12 protein-coding genes and 2 pseudogenes are annotated in these 14,378 nt (G+C 62.4%); 4 read left to right on the forward strand and 10 right to left on the reverse strand.

All coding sequences use genetic code 11. The features are described from left to right. Positions 1-35: 35 nt before the first annotated feature. The 8 genes and pseudogenes from BLQ92_RS36295 to BLQ92_RS36330 form a co-directional block, all read right to left on the reverse strand. Complete coding sequence (locus BLQ92_RS36295) at positions 36-1,091, reverse strand: phospholipase D-like domain-containing protein (RefSeq protein ID WP_175772628.1); 1,056 nt, start codon at positions 1,089-1,091, stop codon at positions 36-38. Between the two features lie 326 nt (positions 1,092-1,417). Continuing rightward, positions 1,418-2,599 carry an N-methyl-L-tryptophan oxidase gene (gene solA, locus BLQ92_RS36300; protein ID WP_341806968.1) on the reverse strand — a complete coding sequence of 394 codons (1,182 nt, stop codon included), beginning with the start codon at positions 2,597-2,599 and terminating at the stop codon, positions 1,418-1,420. A gap of 39 nt (positions 2,600-2,638) precedes the next feature. Continuing rightward, positions 2,639-4,000: an MFS transporter gene (locus tag BLQ92_RS36305; RefSeq protein ID WP_090695044.1), complete on the reverse strand. Its 1,362-nt coding sequence runs from the start codon at positions 3,998-4,000 to the stop codon at positions 2,639-2,641. Positions 4,001-4,086: 86 nt separating this feature from the next. Next, positions 4,087-5,082 carry a hydroxymethylglutaryl-CoA lyase gene (locus BLQ92_RS36310; RefSeq protein WP_090695047.1) on the reverse strand — a complete coding sequence of 332 codons (996 nt, stop codon included), beginning with the start codon at positions 5,080-5,082 and terminating at the stop codon, positions 4,087-4,089. Next, positions 5,079-6,296 carry a CaiB/BaiF CoA transferase family protein gene (locus tag BLQ92_RS36315; protein ID WP_090695050.1) on the reverse strand — a complete coding sequence of 406 codons (1,218 nt, stop codon included), beginning with the start codon at positions 6,294-6,296 and terminating at the stop codon, positions 5,079-5,081. The genes BLQ92_RS36310 and BLQ92_RS36315 overlap by 4 nt, the downstream gene beginning before the upstream one ends. Before the next feature lie 46 nt (positions 6,297-6,342). Continuing rightward, positions 6,343-6,688: pseudogene (locus tag BLQ92_RS36320) on the reverse strand (3-isopropylmalate dehydratase small subunit). Next, positions 6,688-7,332, reverse strand: a pseudogene (locus BLQ92_RS36325) (aconitase family protein); the annotation flags it as partial. The pseudogenes BLQ92_RS36325 and BLQ92_RS36320, both read right to left, overlap by 1 nt. Before the next feature lie 288 nt (positions 7,333-7,620). After that, complete coding sequence (locus BLQ92_RS36330) at positions 7,621-8,544, reverse strand: LysR substrate-binding domain-containing protein (RefSeq protein ID WP_090695170.1); 924 nt, start codon at positions 8,542-8,544, stop codon at positions 7,621-7,623. Positions 8,545-8,890: 346 nt separating this feature from the next. On the opposite strand from BLQ92_RS36330, the gene BLQ92_RS36335 reads away from it, so the two are divergent. Then, positions 8,891-9,211 carry a hypothetical protein gene (locus BLQ92_RS36335; protein WP_175772629.1) on the forward strand — a complete coding sequence of 107 codons (321 nt, stop codon included), beginning with the start codon at positions 8,891-8,893 and terminating at the stop codon, positions 9,209-9,211. A 12-nt stretch (positions 9,212-9,223) separates the two neighbouring features. On the opposite strand, the gene BLQ92_RS36340 is transcribed toward BLQ92_RS36335, so the two are convergent. Continuing rightward, on the reverse strand, positions 9,224-9,940 hold the full coding sequence (locus tag BLQ92_RS36340; protein WP_090695054.1) for an ArsR/SmtB family transcription factor: 717 nt from the start codon (positions 9,938-9,940) through the stop codon (positions 9,224-9,226). Between the two features lie 263 nt (positions 9,941-10,203). Here BLQ92_RS36340 and BLQ92_RS36345 point away from each other — a divergent pair, with 263 nt between their 5' ends. From BLQ92_RS36345 to BLQ92_RS36355, 3 genes are all read left to right on the forward strand, one after another. Then, positions 10,204-10,806: a flavin reductase family protein gene (locus BLQ92_RS36345; protein WP_090695058.1), complete on the forward strand. Its 603-nt coding sequence runs from the start codon at positions 10,204-10,206 to the stop codon at positions 10,804-10,806. 224 nt (positions 10,807-11,030) lie between these two features. Further along, on the forward strand, positions 11,031-12,260 hold the full coding sequence (gene thrS / locus BLQ92_RS36350) for a threonine--tRNA ligase (RefSeq protein WP_090695063.1): 1,230 nt from the start codon (positions 11,031-11,033) through the stop codon (positions 12,258-12,260). A gap of 339 nt (positions 12,261-12,599) precedes the next feature. Then, a complete protein-coding gene (locus BLQ92_RS36355; RefSeq protein ID WP_090695067.1) occupies positions 12,600-13,553 on the forward strand; it encodes a nucleoside-specific channel-forming protein Tsx in 954 nt (317 codons plus the stop codon). Positions 13,554-13,663: 110 nt separating this feature from the next. On the opposite strand, the gene BLQ92_RS36360 is transcribed toward BLQ92_RS36355, so the two are convergent. Continuing rightward, on the reverse strand, positions 13,664-14,335 hold the full coding sequence (locus tag BLQ92_RS36360) for a glutathione S-transferase family protein (RefSeq protein WP_090695070.1): 672 nt from the start codon (positions 14,333-14,335) through the stop codon (positions 13,664-13,666). Positions 14,336-14,378 lie beyond the last annotated feature (43 nt).

A 14,378-nucleotide genomic window follows, 5' to 3' on the forward strand; every position in this document is an offset into this window, starting at 1 on the left:
CGTTCGGCCGCGCTTCGATACGCGGACGCCGCCAATCAAAGGAACGGCGATTGTCTCAGCAATTGCTGACCGTTATTGCCGCCGAACGGCGACCCGCCATTGAAGTCCGATGTGAACGTGCTCTCGACCGACGACAGGATCGCCTGGTTCGTCGTCACGAGACCCAGCTCACGGTTCTTGGTCAGCGATGCCACCGAGAAATTCTCCGACCCGATGAAGATGCTCGCTTGCGGCGTGCCGTAATCGACGAGGATCGTTTTCGCGTGGATATACAGCGAGGCACTCGACGCGTAAGTGCTGATCTGCACGCCGGCTGCGCTGAGCTTGTTGAAGTTGCTGACCCACTCGCTGCTGTAGGTCATCGTCACCTGGACCTGCACCCCGCGGTTTGCCGCGTTGACAAGCGCCGTCACGATCTTCGAATTGCTCATCTCCTCGTTCTCGATCTGCAGCGTGCTTTGCGCCGAATTGATGAGGTTGATCAGATCGGTCTGCGACTGCGTCGGACTCCAGACCAGATCGTCTCCGCCAGGGGGTGTCACCGAGCTGCTGTTGAAATCGGCGTTGAAGACGTTCTCGATGGCGGCCACGTCGTTGGCGTCGTTATCGATAACAGCGAAATCGCGTGAGGTCGAATAATAGCGGCTTGTCAGATTGAGCGTCATGACCGCGGCCGATTGCCCATCGACGACGATCGACTTCTGATGCGTGGCCGCGTAGGCCGGATTGGCCCAGACCACGTTGACGCCGTTCTGCGACAGGTAGTTGTATGCAGCCTGATTGTTGCTGGACTCAAGATTCTGGTCGAGGATAACCCGCACCGCGACGCCGTTGGCCGCAAGCTGCACGAGAATCTGCTCGGCTGTGGTGTCGACGAGTTCGTACATCGTCATATCGAGCGTTTTGGTTGCCGATTGCATGAACGTGTAGATCGGCGTGAGACCCTGGTCGGGTTCTGTGATCAGCGTGGTGGTAGGCGCAGCGGTTGATGCAGCGTGAGTTTGAACGGGCAGCGTGGCGGCTTCGACTGTGGCGGTACCCGATAGCAGCGCCAAGGTGGAAAGTAAGGCAGTCAAAAAGGTTCGACTCATGAACAACACTCCTGAAATTTTGGTATTCCCCGAGGGCATTGGTCTTATCGTTTTGTGCGTTGAAATCCAGGTCAAGGCGACGTTATCGTCCTTTCAGATGACATTTACTTGTCAGAGAGATTGAATAGCCGCTCCAGGGAGTATGGGCGGCATGTCCGGCGCATAAATTTGCGCGCGCCTTTCGAAAACAGGTGTCCGAGTCATCGTTTTATTCCGGATGACTTAATTCTATGGACTTCCAAATGGAGCTGAATTTATCGACCGCTGCGCTGCGCGTCGGGAATAGGCCGGTCGGGGGGCGGGACGCTCTATTAGCGCCGACGATCTTAACGTGAACCGTCGAAGCGTCCCAATGAGAAAAGGGAGAGATCCAAACGGCTCGCGCCTTGCGTGATCCGCTCAGCCAGGGCCTCTCCGATTGCACTGGCGAATTTGAAGCCGTGTCCCGAGAAACCTGTTGCCACGTGGACGTGTGAACAGGCGGGCAATCGATCGATGATGAAATGCTCATCAGGCGTCACATCGTACTCGCAGGTCTTACCCATACGCAGCTTTCCGGCTGCCGGCAGATACCGCCGCAGGAAGCTTTCGAGTTCGGCTACATCGGTCGACTCATCACCGAAAGGGGTGAGCGGTGCGTCTGCTGCAACAGGCTGACCGCCGTCATGGCGTCCGACCTTTAGGCCGCTGCCATCCAGATTGGGAAATCCATAGTATTGGCCCAGCTCCGAAGCGATGGCAAAACCGGGAAACACGTCTGGTTCAAATAGTTTCGGGGTGACGTCGAACCATGCGAAAGTTTTGCGGACGCGAGCAACCGGAATCCGTGCTCCGACGGACTGAAGCAAAGCACTGCTCCATTTGCCGGCGCACACGATCAGATCGCGGCCGGTAAAGCGCTCTCCTTTGTCGGTGATGACGCTCACGCCGTTCTGGCCATGCAACTCGATGCCTGTGACCAGCGTGTTCGTTCGTAGCGTTGCGCCAAGCGTACTCGCGAGGTGTCGATAGCTCGTGACCGCTTGCTCACAGTACAGCACGCCCGCATCGGGTTCGAAGCTCACAATCTGCTCGCCCGACAATTGCCATGCGGGCCAGCGGCGCCGCGCTTCGGAAGCGTCGGGAAATTCCACCGACAGCCCGTACTGTGATGCGCTTCGCTGGACTTCCCGCATGAACGGGCTGCCAGGCGGTCCGATATTGACGATACCGGTGCGCTCGAAGACACTCGCGTCCGCTTCCTGTTCCAGTTCCAGCCAAAGCTGCTGCGCCCGCAATGCGAGCGGCACATAAGCCGCGCCCTCTCCATATGCGTGACGGATCAGACGCGTACTGCCATGGTGCGAACCGCTGTCATGAGGCGGATCCCCGGCATCGAGCAACAACACCTTGTTTCCCGCCTTGCTTAGATAGTATCCAGCGGCCATGCCCATCGAGCCTGCGCCGACGATCAGGGTATCGAAGGATCGAGCGGAGAAACGCAAATCATGCATCTGAAGTTGTCCCATGGTAGTGAAACGCAAGCTTGCGTCGCGGCAATCCGCCAGTCATTCCGGCATTCCCTTGCCGCGCGTTTCCGGAAGGAACCACGGAAGGATGATACCAAGCAGGTAGCACGAACTCATGATGAGCGCGGCGTGAGACACACCGCCGAATGCCTTGATCATCGAACCGGAAAGGATCGGGAAGACCCATGCAATCAGGCGTGCGGCGTTGAACACGAAACTGATCGCGGTCGAGCGCACCGTCGACGTGAACAGTTCGCAAGGATAGATCGCCATCCACGCGTACCCGCATCCCAGCGTGAAAAATCCGTTGATCGGTGCAATGATGACCATGCCGCTCAGTGTCGCAGTGTAGTGATAGGTGACGATCGTGGTGATCAGCGAACCGACGAACGTCGCGCTCAGGAAGGCGCGTCTGCCGATCGAGTCGACGATGAAGCCCGCCGCGATATAGGCGACGATCGCGCCCACCGTATAGAGAATCGAAATCCGCGAGCCCCACGCGACGGCATCGGCCACGCCCGTTGCTTTCGCGAGCGCAACCGTATAGGTCGGCAGCCAGCTCGAGATCGCCCACCAGCCGGTTGTCGCGACGATCGACAGGACAGTCGTCAACAGCGTGCGGCGAAGCGCTTCGCGCTCGGTGAATAGTTGCTTGAGCGTAAAGGGGCGGGCGTTCTGCTTGCCGGCTCGCGAGACGTGCCGGACGGCGCCATCGTCGGAGGTCGCGTTCCAGCGCTGTTCCTTCACGGCCTGCTTCCACTTCTCCGATTCGTTCAGGCCGCGGCGCAGATACAGCACGAAGAACGCGGGCAGCGCACCGGCGACGAACATCAGACGCCACGTTTCTCCACCCAGCGGTTGCGCGGAAGCAAGGGCATACCACACCACGGCCGCGAGCAGCGTGCCCCAGCCAAAACCGGACTGCAGGAAACCCGCGCCCTTTGCGCGGGCATGTTCCGGCCAGGTCTCCGAAAGCAGCGCGACACCCGTGCTCCATTCGCTGCCCATCGCAAGCCCGGTGAGAAATCGCAGCAGGCACAGCACGGTAAAGGTGGTGGAAAAAGCGGTCAGGCCGGAGAACAGCGCATAAAGGAAGACCGACCACAGCATCATGCGTTTGCGCCCAACGTAGTCGGCGAGAATGCCGCCGACCATGCCGCCCGCGCCCCAGCCGAGCAAGGTGATGCCGATCACACCGCCGGCATAGACGGGCGTCGAGAGCGCTTGGGCCGGCGTCAGCACCGTTTTGAGCATCGGCGAGAGGACGACCACCAGCGCGAGCGCCTCGAAACCGTCGAAGATCCAGCCGAGGAAGGCGCCGCGCAGCACGCGCCAGTGCGCGATCGTCAGGCCGTCGTACCAGTGTGTTTTTGGCGGCTGCGCGATGTGGGTGTTTTGCATGATGGTGTCTCCTGAAGGACGTTGCGGCGACGCTTTCTTTGGGTGTCTATGAGCAAAGCCCAGTTAATGCAGCAAGGTAAATAGTGTCAGGCACCTGGTTGAGCGCGTGCGTCACGTTGCATGGCTCGCTCGCGGATCGCGGCAAAGTCGGCCGGCAGCGGATGCAGGTCGAGGCGCCGCCCCGCCTTCACGATCTGGCTTGGCGTATCGTGGCCGATCAGCGCCGGCAAGCGCTTCGACGCATCGATCAGCGCGCCGAGGTTGACGCCGGTGTCGTAGCCCATCAGATCGAGCGCGTGCACGATCTCCTCGCTGCATACGTTGCCGCTAGCGCCCGGCGCATAGGGACAGCCACCGATGCCGCCCAGCGACGCGTCAAAGCGGTCGGCGCCCGCATCGATCGCGGCGAGCACGTTGGCAAGCCCCATGCCGCGCGTGTTATGGAAGTGCAGCGTGAATTCGGTCTGAGGCCAGCGCTCGACGCATCGCGCCGTCAGCGCGGCGACCTGCTGCGGAAAGGCCATGCCAGTCGTATCGCACAGGGTGACGCCTCGCGCGCCGGCTTCCTCGACGAAGCGTCGCGTCCACTCGAGCACGGTATCTGTCGGGACATCGCCTTCCATTGGGCAGCCGAATGCACAGGACAACGAGATATTGACCGGGATTCCGGCATCGCGCGCAAGGGCGGCAACCTGCTTTAGCCCATGGAACGACTGCTCGCGCGTCATCCGCAGATTCGAGAGGTTGTGGCTCTCGGTCGCGGACATCACGAGATTCAGCTCATCCGTGCGCGCCTCGATCGCGCGCTCGGCGCCACGCACATTCGGCACCAATGCCGTATAGACGACGCCAGGCTTGCGGGCGATTTCACGCATCACGATCTCGGCGTCGCTTAACGCGGGAATCGCTTTCGGCGACACGAAAGCCGTCACCTCGATCTTCGCCATGCCTGTGTTGGAGAGCGCGTCGATCAGCGCAATCTTGTCGCGCGTTTCGACGAACGTGCCTTCCGATTGAAAACCGTCGCGCGTGCCGACTTCCTGCATGTAAATGCGGCGGTGTTGTCCGTTCCAGATGTTCATGCGATTGCTCCTTTGTCGCGCAACTCGGCAATCCGGTCTTCGGAGAGTCCGATCTCACGCAAGATCTCATCGGTGTCGTCGCCGAGCTTTGGCGCCGACGAGCGCACGGAACCCGGCGTGCCCATCAGTTTGGGCACGATGCCGGGCACCTCGACGTCATAGCCGTCGCGTGTGGTCTGCTGCAAGATCATGTCGCGCGCGCGGTAGTGCGGATCCTCGGCGATATCGCGGGCCGTATAGATCTTGCCTGCGGGCACCCGCGCCTCGGTCAGCGTGGCCAGCACATCTTCGGTCGAGCGCTGCGCGGTCCATGCTTCGATGGCCTGGTCCAGTTCGTCGACGCGCACAACACGCCCGGCGTTGTTCGCGAGGGCGGGGGCGTCCGCCAGATCGCCGCGGCCGATCGCCGTCATCAGGCGCTTGAAGATGCTGTCACCGTTGCCGGCGATGAGCACATAGCCATCGGCACATCGATACGCATTGGATGGTGCGATGCCGGGCAGCGCGCTGCCGGCGGCTTCGCGGACCGCCCCGAACGCGCTGTACTCGGGAATCAGGCTCTCCATCACGTTGAAGACTGCTTCGTGAAGCGCGACGTCGATGACCTGTCCTTTGCCGCCGTTCGCGTCGCGGTGGTAGAGCGCGGTGAGCACGCCGATCACGCCATGCAGCGCGGCGAGCGTATCGCCGATCGAGATGCCGCAGCGCACCGGCACGCGGCCGGGCTCCCCGGTCAGATGACGTAAGCCGCCGACCGCCTCGCCGATCGAGCCAAATCCGGGCAAGTCACGGTAGGGCCCCGTCTGGCCGTACCCCGAGATACGCAGCATGATGAGCCGGGGATTCAGCTCGGCCAGTTGCTCGTAGCCCATTCCCCAGCCTTCGAGCGTGCCCGGCCGGAAGTTCTCGATCAGGACGTCCGCCTTGGCAATCAGCTGGCGCGCGATGTTCTGGCCTTCGGCACTGCGCAGATCGAGCGCTATCGAGCGCTTGTTGCGCGATTGCACCTGCCACCAGACGGACGTGCCGTCCTTCATCAGGCGCCAGTTGCGCAGCGGATCGCCGGCGCCCGGCGGCTCGATCTTGATGACCTCGGCGCCGAATTCGCCGAGCGTTTTGCCGGCGAACGGGCCGGCAATCAGTTGACCCATTTCGATCACGCGCACACCTTTAAGCGCGGCGGGTGAACTCGGAAAGGAAGGTTGGCCGTTCATCGTGAAAGCTCCTGAGAGTGCGGTCGATGTCGAAAGGCGTTTTGCCTTAGCTGAAAAGCCAGGGCTCCCGAGCGCGGCGGACGCGCTCGTACTCGCGGATACGGTCGGCCTGGCTGAGCGTCAGCGCGACGTCGTCCAGGCCGTTGAGCAGGCGGCGCTTGCGTTCCGCTTCGATCTCGAAGGGGATCGCATCGCCGCCGGCGGGCCGGATGGTTTGCGCTTCCAGATCGATCGCGAGTTGCAAACCGGACGGGCGGGCGACAAGGTCGAACAGGTCCTGGACAATGCGTTCGTCGCTTGATCGGGAATTGCTTGGGGATGATCGCATCGGTGTCGACGTTCGCCCGGTCGACCGGCACCACGAGCGCCTCCAGTCTGGTAAAGGGTTGCATTAGAGATCTCCGCGGGAGATGTCGACGAAATGACCTGCGATGGCAGCGGCTGCGGCCATCGCGGGACTGACGAGGTGGCTGCGGCCGCCGGGGCCCTGGCGGCCTTCGAAGTTGCGGTTGGAGGTCGACGCGCATCGTTCGCCCGGGCGCAGCCGGTCGTCGTTCATGCCGAGACACATCGAGCAGCCCGGTTCGCGCCATTCGAAGCCGGCTGCCTTGAAGATGGCGTCGAGACCTTCGGCTTCGGCCTGCGCCTTGACGAGTCCCGAGCCAGGCACCACCAGCGCGAGCTGGATGTTCGGCGCAACCTGCTTGCCTTTCACGACGGCTGCGGCGACGCGAAGGTCTTCGATGCGTGCGTTCGTGCACGAGCCGATAAAAACCTTGTCGAGCGCGATGCGCTCGAGCGGTGTGCCCGGCTCGAGGCCCATGTACGTCAGCGCACGTGTCATGCCGGCACGGCGCACGAGGTCGGGTTCATCCGAGGGGTTCGGTACGGCGGCGTCGATCGAAACCACCATTTCGGGCGACGTGCCCCAGGTGACCATCGGCCGCAACCGGGTGGCATCGATCTCGACGGTTTTGTCGAAGCGGGCCTCCTCGTCGCTGACGAGCGTGCGCCAGTAGGGCCTGTTCCGGGCCCACGACGTGGATGATGCCCTGCCTCGCGTCACGGATGCCGTAAGACCGGATGCCAAACCATGGCTTTGCCAAAGCTTGTCGAACAACGTGCGGGGTGTACTCGCGGGTTGCATGAGGGTGTCTCCATACATTCAGATGAAAGAATGCTTGTTTGACCCGGGCTAGCCTGTCTGCCAGTCACGGCCGGCGAGGCTGCGGTCTATGGGAGTTCATTCTCCTCGCGCGATCCAGTGGGCGGAATGCAACAGTGGGGAACCCAGTTTTCGCGGAACGCGAAAGCGCCGCTTGCGTCAGCGGGGCGGGGCCTTGGTCGCCTCCGGCGCCGCGCGGATCAGATGGTCGACGAGCAGCCGCGCCGGCTTGCGCAGCGCTTTCAGGTCGCGAGCGCAGATCAGCAGTTCGCGGTGAGCCCAGTCTTCCGCCAGACCGATCTTGTGCAAGTCCATCGACTTCAGGTGCGGGCGTACCGCTGCGTCGGGCAGCACCGCGATGCCGAGCCCTGCGGCAACCATCAGGCACATCGCATCGAAACTACGCACCTGAATGCGCAGCTTCAGTTGTCCGCCCGAAAAAGCGGTGGCGGCCTGCAGGCGTTTGGCGAGGGACGTGTTGCGCGACAGGCTGACGAAGTCGAACTCCAGTGCGTCGACGAACGATACCGACTCGCGCCGGGTCAGCGGATGGCCGCCGGGGACCACCAGGACCAGATGATCTTGACGATATGGCATGGTCTGAAGGCCGAGCGTGGGCATCTGGTCGGCCATGATGCCGAAATCGGCCGCGCCGTCCACCACTGCCAGGGCGACCTGCCCGCTGTCCTGCTCTTCCAGCTCAATGCGGATTTCCGGATTGGTGGAATTGAACCTGGCAATGTCCGACGGCAGGAACTGCGTCACCGCCGACGTGTTGGCCCACAGCCGAACGACGCCCACCACGCCGGCCGCGTAGTCCGACATATCCGCCGTCATCAGGTCGACGTCGTTCAGAATGCGCAGCGCGTGAAGCTTGAGCGCCTCACCCGCCGCGGTGAGCGTGATGCCGCGGGAGTGGCGTTCGAATAGCTCGGCGCCGATTGTGGCTTCGAGGTCAGCTATACGCTTGCTGGCGGCGCCGATAGCGAGGTGGGCGAGCTCGGCGCCCTTGCTGATGCTGCCGCTTCGGACAATGAGCGCGAAAAGCGAGAGTGAGACGAGATCGAGGCGATGAAGGTTCATGCTCGGATGCTCCGGCCGCTGCCACTGTTCCATTATGGGGCGCGGTATATTCCGTTCGCTATCGGTGTTCGCGCGGATTTCAGGGTGGAAACACGATTGAATCGGCTTCGCCACGTTCGCCTGGACGTGTAAGTTTTACGTTAATCGGAACCTGCCGCGCCAAGGCGTTATCTGATCCGCAACGACGCATCGCTGCCTGGCTGCGGAGCCTGCTGCCGCGCTACCGCAGCGCCTCAGGAGCCCACGTGCTCAACGCGCCTCTTGTGCTGCGCTTGCGTACGAACGCCGGGCATGAAGAATGCCTTACCTCCACCTATGACGATCTTTCGTTCAGAGATGAGGGGGCATGATGGATATTCGACCGACCGCGTGGTTTCCGCTGGACCGTTATACGCCTGTGCGTGACGGCTGGTACGAGGTTCAGCTAGTGAGCGGCGATACGGCGTTTGCGAAGTTCGGCGCTAACGAGTGGAGCGAAAAGCCGCTGCTGGTATTCACGCATTGGCGAGGACTCTCCGCCGATGCGTCCCGCTCAGGTGACGTCGAGACCTTCAGCGCAGAAGCGACCGCCGCTGAAGGGGTCCGCGCGGCGTGGAATGCGTTTTTCCCGGGGCTTGGCGAGGAGCAGCACAAACCGTTGGACGTCGCGCACGGCGAAAAGAGCTAGCGCGGGGCCGCCTCAGGCGTCGTGCGTGAGCTCTCCCTGTCTGCCTTCGATGCCCAGCTGGTCCTTCAACCATACCCAACCCTGCGGCGTCACCTGTACGGCGCGGGTCGCCTTGACCCGCCGCAACCAGCCGTTCGTGCATAGCAGGTTCATCCACTGCACACCGAGCGGCCCCGCCAGATGATGCTGCCGTTCCGACCAGTCGAGACATTGGCGTGCGAGGCCGCGCCGGGTGGGCTGCAAGTCCGGCACGTTTAACCCCATCCGGCCGAACCACTCGATTCCAGCGGCAGTGACCTCGAACTGCTTGTCCGCCCCTGCGACGATGACGCCGCGGCGCTCCAGTGCCTGCGTCACCGCCACGCCGAGTTGCCCCGCCAGATGGTCGTAACAGCACCTCGCGAAGCGCAGTTTCTGCGCGTCCGCACTGAGCGGCCTCACGCGCGGACGGTTCAACGGCGTAACCGAGGCGAGGTTTTCGAGCAGCAGGGCCACGTGCGAACCGCCTAGCCGGTAATAGCGGTGCCGGCCCTCTGCCTCGACTTCGACAAGGCCACCGGCTAGCAACTTTGCCAGATGTGCACTGGCGGTTTGTGCGGTGACGCCCGCCGCATAGGCAAGCTCGCCGGCGGGCAGCGCATGTCCTTCGACCAGCGCCATCAACATGCTGGCGCGCGCCGGATCGGCGATCAGGAAGGCAGTGGACGCGATATTCGGGTGAGGGCACATGGTCGATCCCGTGCAAGAGGGTTGCTGCGATGTTGCCATCATAGGCGTTCGCGCCGGCTGCATGCTTCGATGCGTGTCGAAACGTTGTGGCGCGCCCGGCGGCGCTGCCTGCGAGGCGCTGTGGCGGCGGTGCGGTGCGGAGAGCTCGCCTGGTACCGGCCAGCACGCCAGGTCCACAGCCTGGCTAGAATGCCATGTGGCGCGCATAGGACGCGCCGGCACGCCGCACGGATCGATGGACAGTTTGGACCATGAAGGGACGTATGAAAGGCACCAGAGAAGCAGTGGAATTGTCGCGGGCGACCCAGTTACTGAATCACGGCCCGGTCACCGTCATCACCAGCGCCCATGAGGGGCGCACCAACGTCATGGCGGCCTCGTGGGCGATGCCACTCGATTTCAACCCGCCCAAGGTCGTGGTGGTGGTCGACAGCCGCACGCTGACGCGGCAACTGATCGAAGCGAGCGGGGTGTTCGGCCTGCAACTCCCTAGCCGTGGCTTTGCCAGAGAAACGCTCGCGGTCGGCTCGACCCCGGGCGTCGAACTCGACAAGTTCGCCGCCTTCGGTCTGGAGACATTTCCAGGTCAACGCATCGACGTGCCGATGCTGGCCGGCTGCATCGCGTGGCTCGAATGCAAGCTGATTCCCGACGACAGCCAGCGCCACGATCTGATCATCGGCGAAGTGGTGGCGGCCTACGCCGATAGCCGGGTCTACTCGAAGAACCGCTGGCACTTCGGCGACGATCCGGATCTGCGGACGTGTCACTACGTGGCGGGCGGGACGTTCTTCGCTACCGGCGAGGCGTTCGAAGTGGCGCCGGCGGCGAGTGGGGCGCCACACATTCCCGCAGGTGTCGATTGACGTATCGCTATCGGATCGTTTATTGTCGATCCATGGACCTCTATTCGTTCTCCTTCGCGGCTGTCACCACCACCACGACGACTACCCTCATGGGCGGGTCGTCTGGAGGTTGCGCGCGCTAGAGAAACAAGCTGCAGCAAACCCCCAAGGGCCCCGCCGGAGACGGACGGGGCCCTTGGCGTTTATAGCCCTCCGTCGATGGTTAAAATCAAACGGAGCGTACTATGAATGAGATCGATCACCGCGTATTGGGTAACAAGCTGGACCTCTTCCACCAGCAGGAGGAAGGTCCCGGCATGGTCTTCTGGCATCCACGAGGCTGGGAGCTCTACCGCGTGCTGGAGGACTATATTCGCCTGCGAATGCGGCGCGCGGGCTTCCGCGAGATCCGCACGCCGCAACTGCTGGGCCGCTCGTTATGGGAGCGCAGCGGGCATTGGGAGAAGTTCGGCGCCAACATGTTTTCGTTCTCCGAAGCACAGGGCGAGAGCGACGCCGAGGGTTCCGCCGAAGGGCGCGCGCTTTGTCTTAAGCCGATGAGCTGCCCTTGCCACGTTCAGGTGTTCAATCAGCGCGTGCGTTCGTATCGCGAGTTGCCGGTGCGCTATAGCGAATTCGGGGCGTGCCATCGCGATGAGCCGTCCGGCTCGCTTGAGGGACTCAAGCGTACGCGCGCGTTCGTGCAGGACGATGCCCACGTCTTCTGCATGGAAGCGCAGATAGAAAGCGAAGTCGGACGCTTTTGCGATCTGCTGCACAATGTCTACGCCGACCTCGGCTTTCCGGCTTTCTCGGTGGCGCTAGCGACGCGCCCTGCGTTGCGCGCCGGCAATGACGAGGTGTGGGATCGCGCCGAAGCGGCGTTGGCCAAAGCCGCGCTTGCGGCCGGGCTCAAGTTCGAGGTGCTCGAAGGCGAGGGCGCGTTCTACGGCCCCAAACTGGAATTCCATCTGATCGATAGCCGCGAACGCAGTTGGCAGTGCGGCACGGTTCAGCTCGACTTCGTTTTGCCGGAACGGCTCGATGCGCAGTTCGTCAACGAGCGCAACGAGCGCGAACGGCCCGTGATGATTCACCATGCAGTGCTCGGCAGCATGGAGCGCTTCATCGCGCTGCTCCTTGAGCATCACGAGGGCTGGTTGCCCGTATGGCTTGCGCCGGAGCAGGTCGCGGTGGCGACGATCAACGACGCCAGCGCGGCGTACGCGGCGCAGGTCGTGCAAGCGCTTGAAGAGGCTGGCGTGCGGGTCGTCCTCGATGATCGCCCCGAGCGGCTGGAAAAGAAAATCTTCGATGCGCGCGAAAAGCAGGTGCCGCTCTTCGTCGCAGTCGGGCCGCGTGACGAGCGCGAGCAAACGATCAGTATCCGTGAGCGCGATGGGCAACAGGTGGTGCTTGCACTGGCCGAAGGCGTTGAGCGTTTGCGAAATGCGGGGCGTGGCCGCATCGCTTAAGCACTATGCATAATGCATCGGGCCTTGGCCCGATAAGCGTTTACGCGACCTCCCCGCAGGTCCGGCGGGCAGTTAGAATCTTGACCACTTAGACAGTTTTGGCATGGTTCATGCGTTTCTCAGCGCGCCGTGGCATCGCCGCGCTAAAAGTTGACTAGAAGGTCAATATTGGGGCGTCGATGCACATAAACTATGCGGCCCGTGCTGCCCAGCGGTGCCCCGGCCGGGGTTCAATGTAATTCGCATAGCTGCACGGCTGCTCCAGAAGATCAATGATAACGAGGACCCGCTTGAATTATGCAGATTAGGTATCCGAACAAAACGATTGTTAAAAAACGGATGGGCACTGCAAAAGGTTGCGGCGCGCTGATAGCCGGAATCGGGATCGTCGTCGTGGTTAGTCTGCTAATCGCACCAACGGCACGGGCCGATGACGCCGCCGGCACGACGGTCGCGGGCATCGGCGCTGGCGTACCGGCTCCTGCGCCGCAACCGGCCGAATCGTCGCCTTATCTGTCGAGCTGGTTTCATCAGAGCCTCGGCGTGATCGGCTCGAAGGATATCCGCTTCGGTCCATACGAGACCAACGACCTCTACCTCGAGTACGAATACTTCGGCAGGAAAGGCCCGTTCGATCTGTACGGCTATATGGATGCGCCGAAGGTTTTTGGCGTCGGCAGCACGCACGACACCGGCGTGTGGGATCGAGGTTCGCCGCTCTTCAGCGAGCAGGAACCGCGCGTCTCGATCGACGAGCTGGTCGGCAAGCACCTGGGCTTCGGGCCGTTCAAGCAGTGGTATGTCGCGTTCGACTGGATATATGACCAGGGCTACGATGTGGCGGGTCGCCAGAACACGCTCTATGGAGGCTTCGGCACGGACATCGACACGCATACGCCGCTGATTCTGTCCGCCAATCTCTACGTGCGGCGCCAATGGGAGAATTACGGCGCGGCGAACGAGAACTCATGGGATGGCTATCGTGCCCAGATGAAATACATCTATCCTTTCGGCACGTTTCATGGCGGCAACCTGACCTATATCGGCTTCTTCAACTACGACTTCGGCTCGAAGCTGCGTGAGGAGACCGGCAACGATAGCCGCACCGATACGGCCTTCGTTGCAACAAACGTGTTGCTCTATTCCTTCACTCACTGGCGTTTCTGGACTGCGGCTCGCTACTTCCATAACGGTGGCCAGTGGGCTGGTGGCGATCTCGACTTCGGCAACGGCCCCTTCCCGAACCGCTCGACCGGCTGGGGCTATTACGCGAGTGTCGGCTACCAGTTCTGAGCCTGGGGTCGCGTGATCGAATGCGGCCGTCTGGATGCGTTCGCAACAATCGAGGTGCGGCGCGAAGCGGGAGAGCCGAGGCTGCCCTGCGCGTGCGCCGCGGGTTGGACTTAGCTCAGCAGCTCATACTTGCCGCCGCGCTCCAGCGCACGCTGATACGCGGGGCGCGCATGGATGCGGTCGAGAAAACCACGGATGGCGGCGATATTGGCGTTGTCGCCACCGCGCGCGGTAGCGGCTTCGAGCGGGAAGCTCATTTGCACGTCTGCGGCACTGAATTCGTTGCCGACGAACCAGCCGGTGGGTGTCAGCGCGTCGTTGACATAGCCGAGGTGCAGTTTGATCTGCGGATCGACGAAGCTCGATTGCAGCGTCGAGGCGATCTTGCGGGCAATCGGCTTGGCGAAGAACGGCATTGGCGCACTGCCGATCCGCAGGGCCACCAGCTTGAGCAGCAGCGGCGGCATGACCGAACCTTCCGCGTAGTGCAGCCAGTACGTATAGTGCAGACGCTCAGGTGTCCCGATCGCCGGCGCGAAGCGGCCCAGGCCGTAGCGGTCAACCAGGTATTCGATGATGGCGCCCGATTCCGCGATGGTCAGGCCGTCGTCCGTGATGACTGGCGATTTGCCGAGCGGGTGGACTGCGCGCAACTCCGGCGGCGCCAGCATGGTTTTGGCGTCACGCTCGTAGCGCTTGATCTCGTAGGGCACGCCGAGTTCTTCAAGCAACCACAGGACGCGCTGCGAGCGGGAGTTGTTCAGATGATGGACGGTCAGCATGGGGAAATCCGGGCCGGGAGAGTGCCACATCATAGCCGCGTTG

The organism is Paraburkholderia phenazinium, from assembly GCF_900100735.1.
Classification (GTDB): domain Bacteria; phylum Pseudomonadota; class Gammaproteobacteria; order Burkholderiales; family Burkholderiaceae; genus Paraburkholderia; species Paraburkholderia phenazinia.

Excerpts from the sequence above, each read along its gene's own strand:
- BLQ92_RS36340 (WP_090695054.1), bottom strand. The coding sequence starts at position 9,940 with ATGTGCCCTCACCCGAATATCGCGTCCACTGCCTTCCTGATCGCCGAT.
- BLQ92_RS36330 (WP_090695170.1), bottom strand. The coding sequence starts at position 8,544 with ATGAACCTTCATCGCCTCGATCTCGTCTCACTCTCGCTTTTCGCGCTC.
- BLQ92_RS36360 (WP_090695070.1), bottom strand. The coding sequence starts at position 14,335 with ATGCTGACCGTCCATCATCTGAACAACTCCCGCTCGCAGCGCGTCCTG.
- BLQ92_RS36295 (WP_175772628.1), bottom strand. The coding sequence starts at position 1,091 with ATGAGTCGAACCTTTTTGACTGCCTTACTTTCCACCTTGGCGCTGCTA.
- BLQ92_RS36305 (WP_090695044.1), bottom strand. The coding sequence starts at position 4,000 with ATGCAAAACACCCACATCGCGCAGCCGCCAAAAACACACTGGTACGAC.
- solA (WP_341806968.1), bottom strand. The coding sequence starts at position 2,599 with ATGGGACAACTTCAGATGCATGATTTGCGTTTCTCCGCTCGATCCTTC.
- BLQ92_RS36315 (WP_090695050.1), bottom strand. The coding sequence starts at position 6,296 with ATGAACGGCCAACCTTCCTTTCCGAGTTCACCCGCCGCGCTTAAAGGT.
- BLQ92_RS36310 (WP_090695047.1), bottom strand. The coding sequence starts at position 5,082 with ATGAACATCTGGAACGGACAACACCGCCGCATTTACATGCAGGAAGTC.
- BLQ92_RS36345 (WP_090695058.1), top strand. The coding sequence starts at position 10,204 with ATGAAAGGCACCAGAGAAGCAGTGGAATTGTCGCGGGCGACCCAGTTA.
- thrS (WP_090695063.1), top strand. The coding sequence starts at position 11,031 with ATGAATGAGATCGATCACCGCGTATTGGGTAACAAGCTGGACCTCTTC.
- BLQ92_RS36335 (WP_175772629.1), top strand. The coding sequence starts at position 8,891 with ATGATGGATATTCGACCGACCGCGTGGTTTCCGCTGGACCGTTATACG.
- BLQ92_RS36355 (WP_090695067.1), top strand. The coding sequence starts at position 12,600 with ATGGGCACTGCAAAAGGTTGCGGCGCGCTGATAGCCGGAATCGGGATC.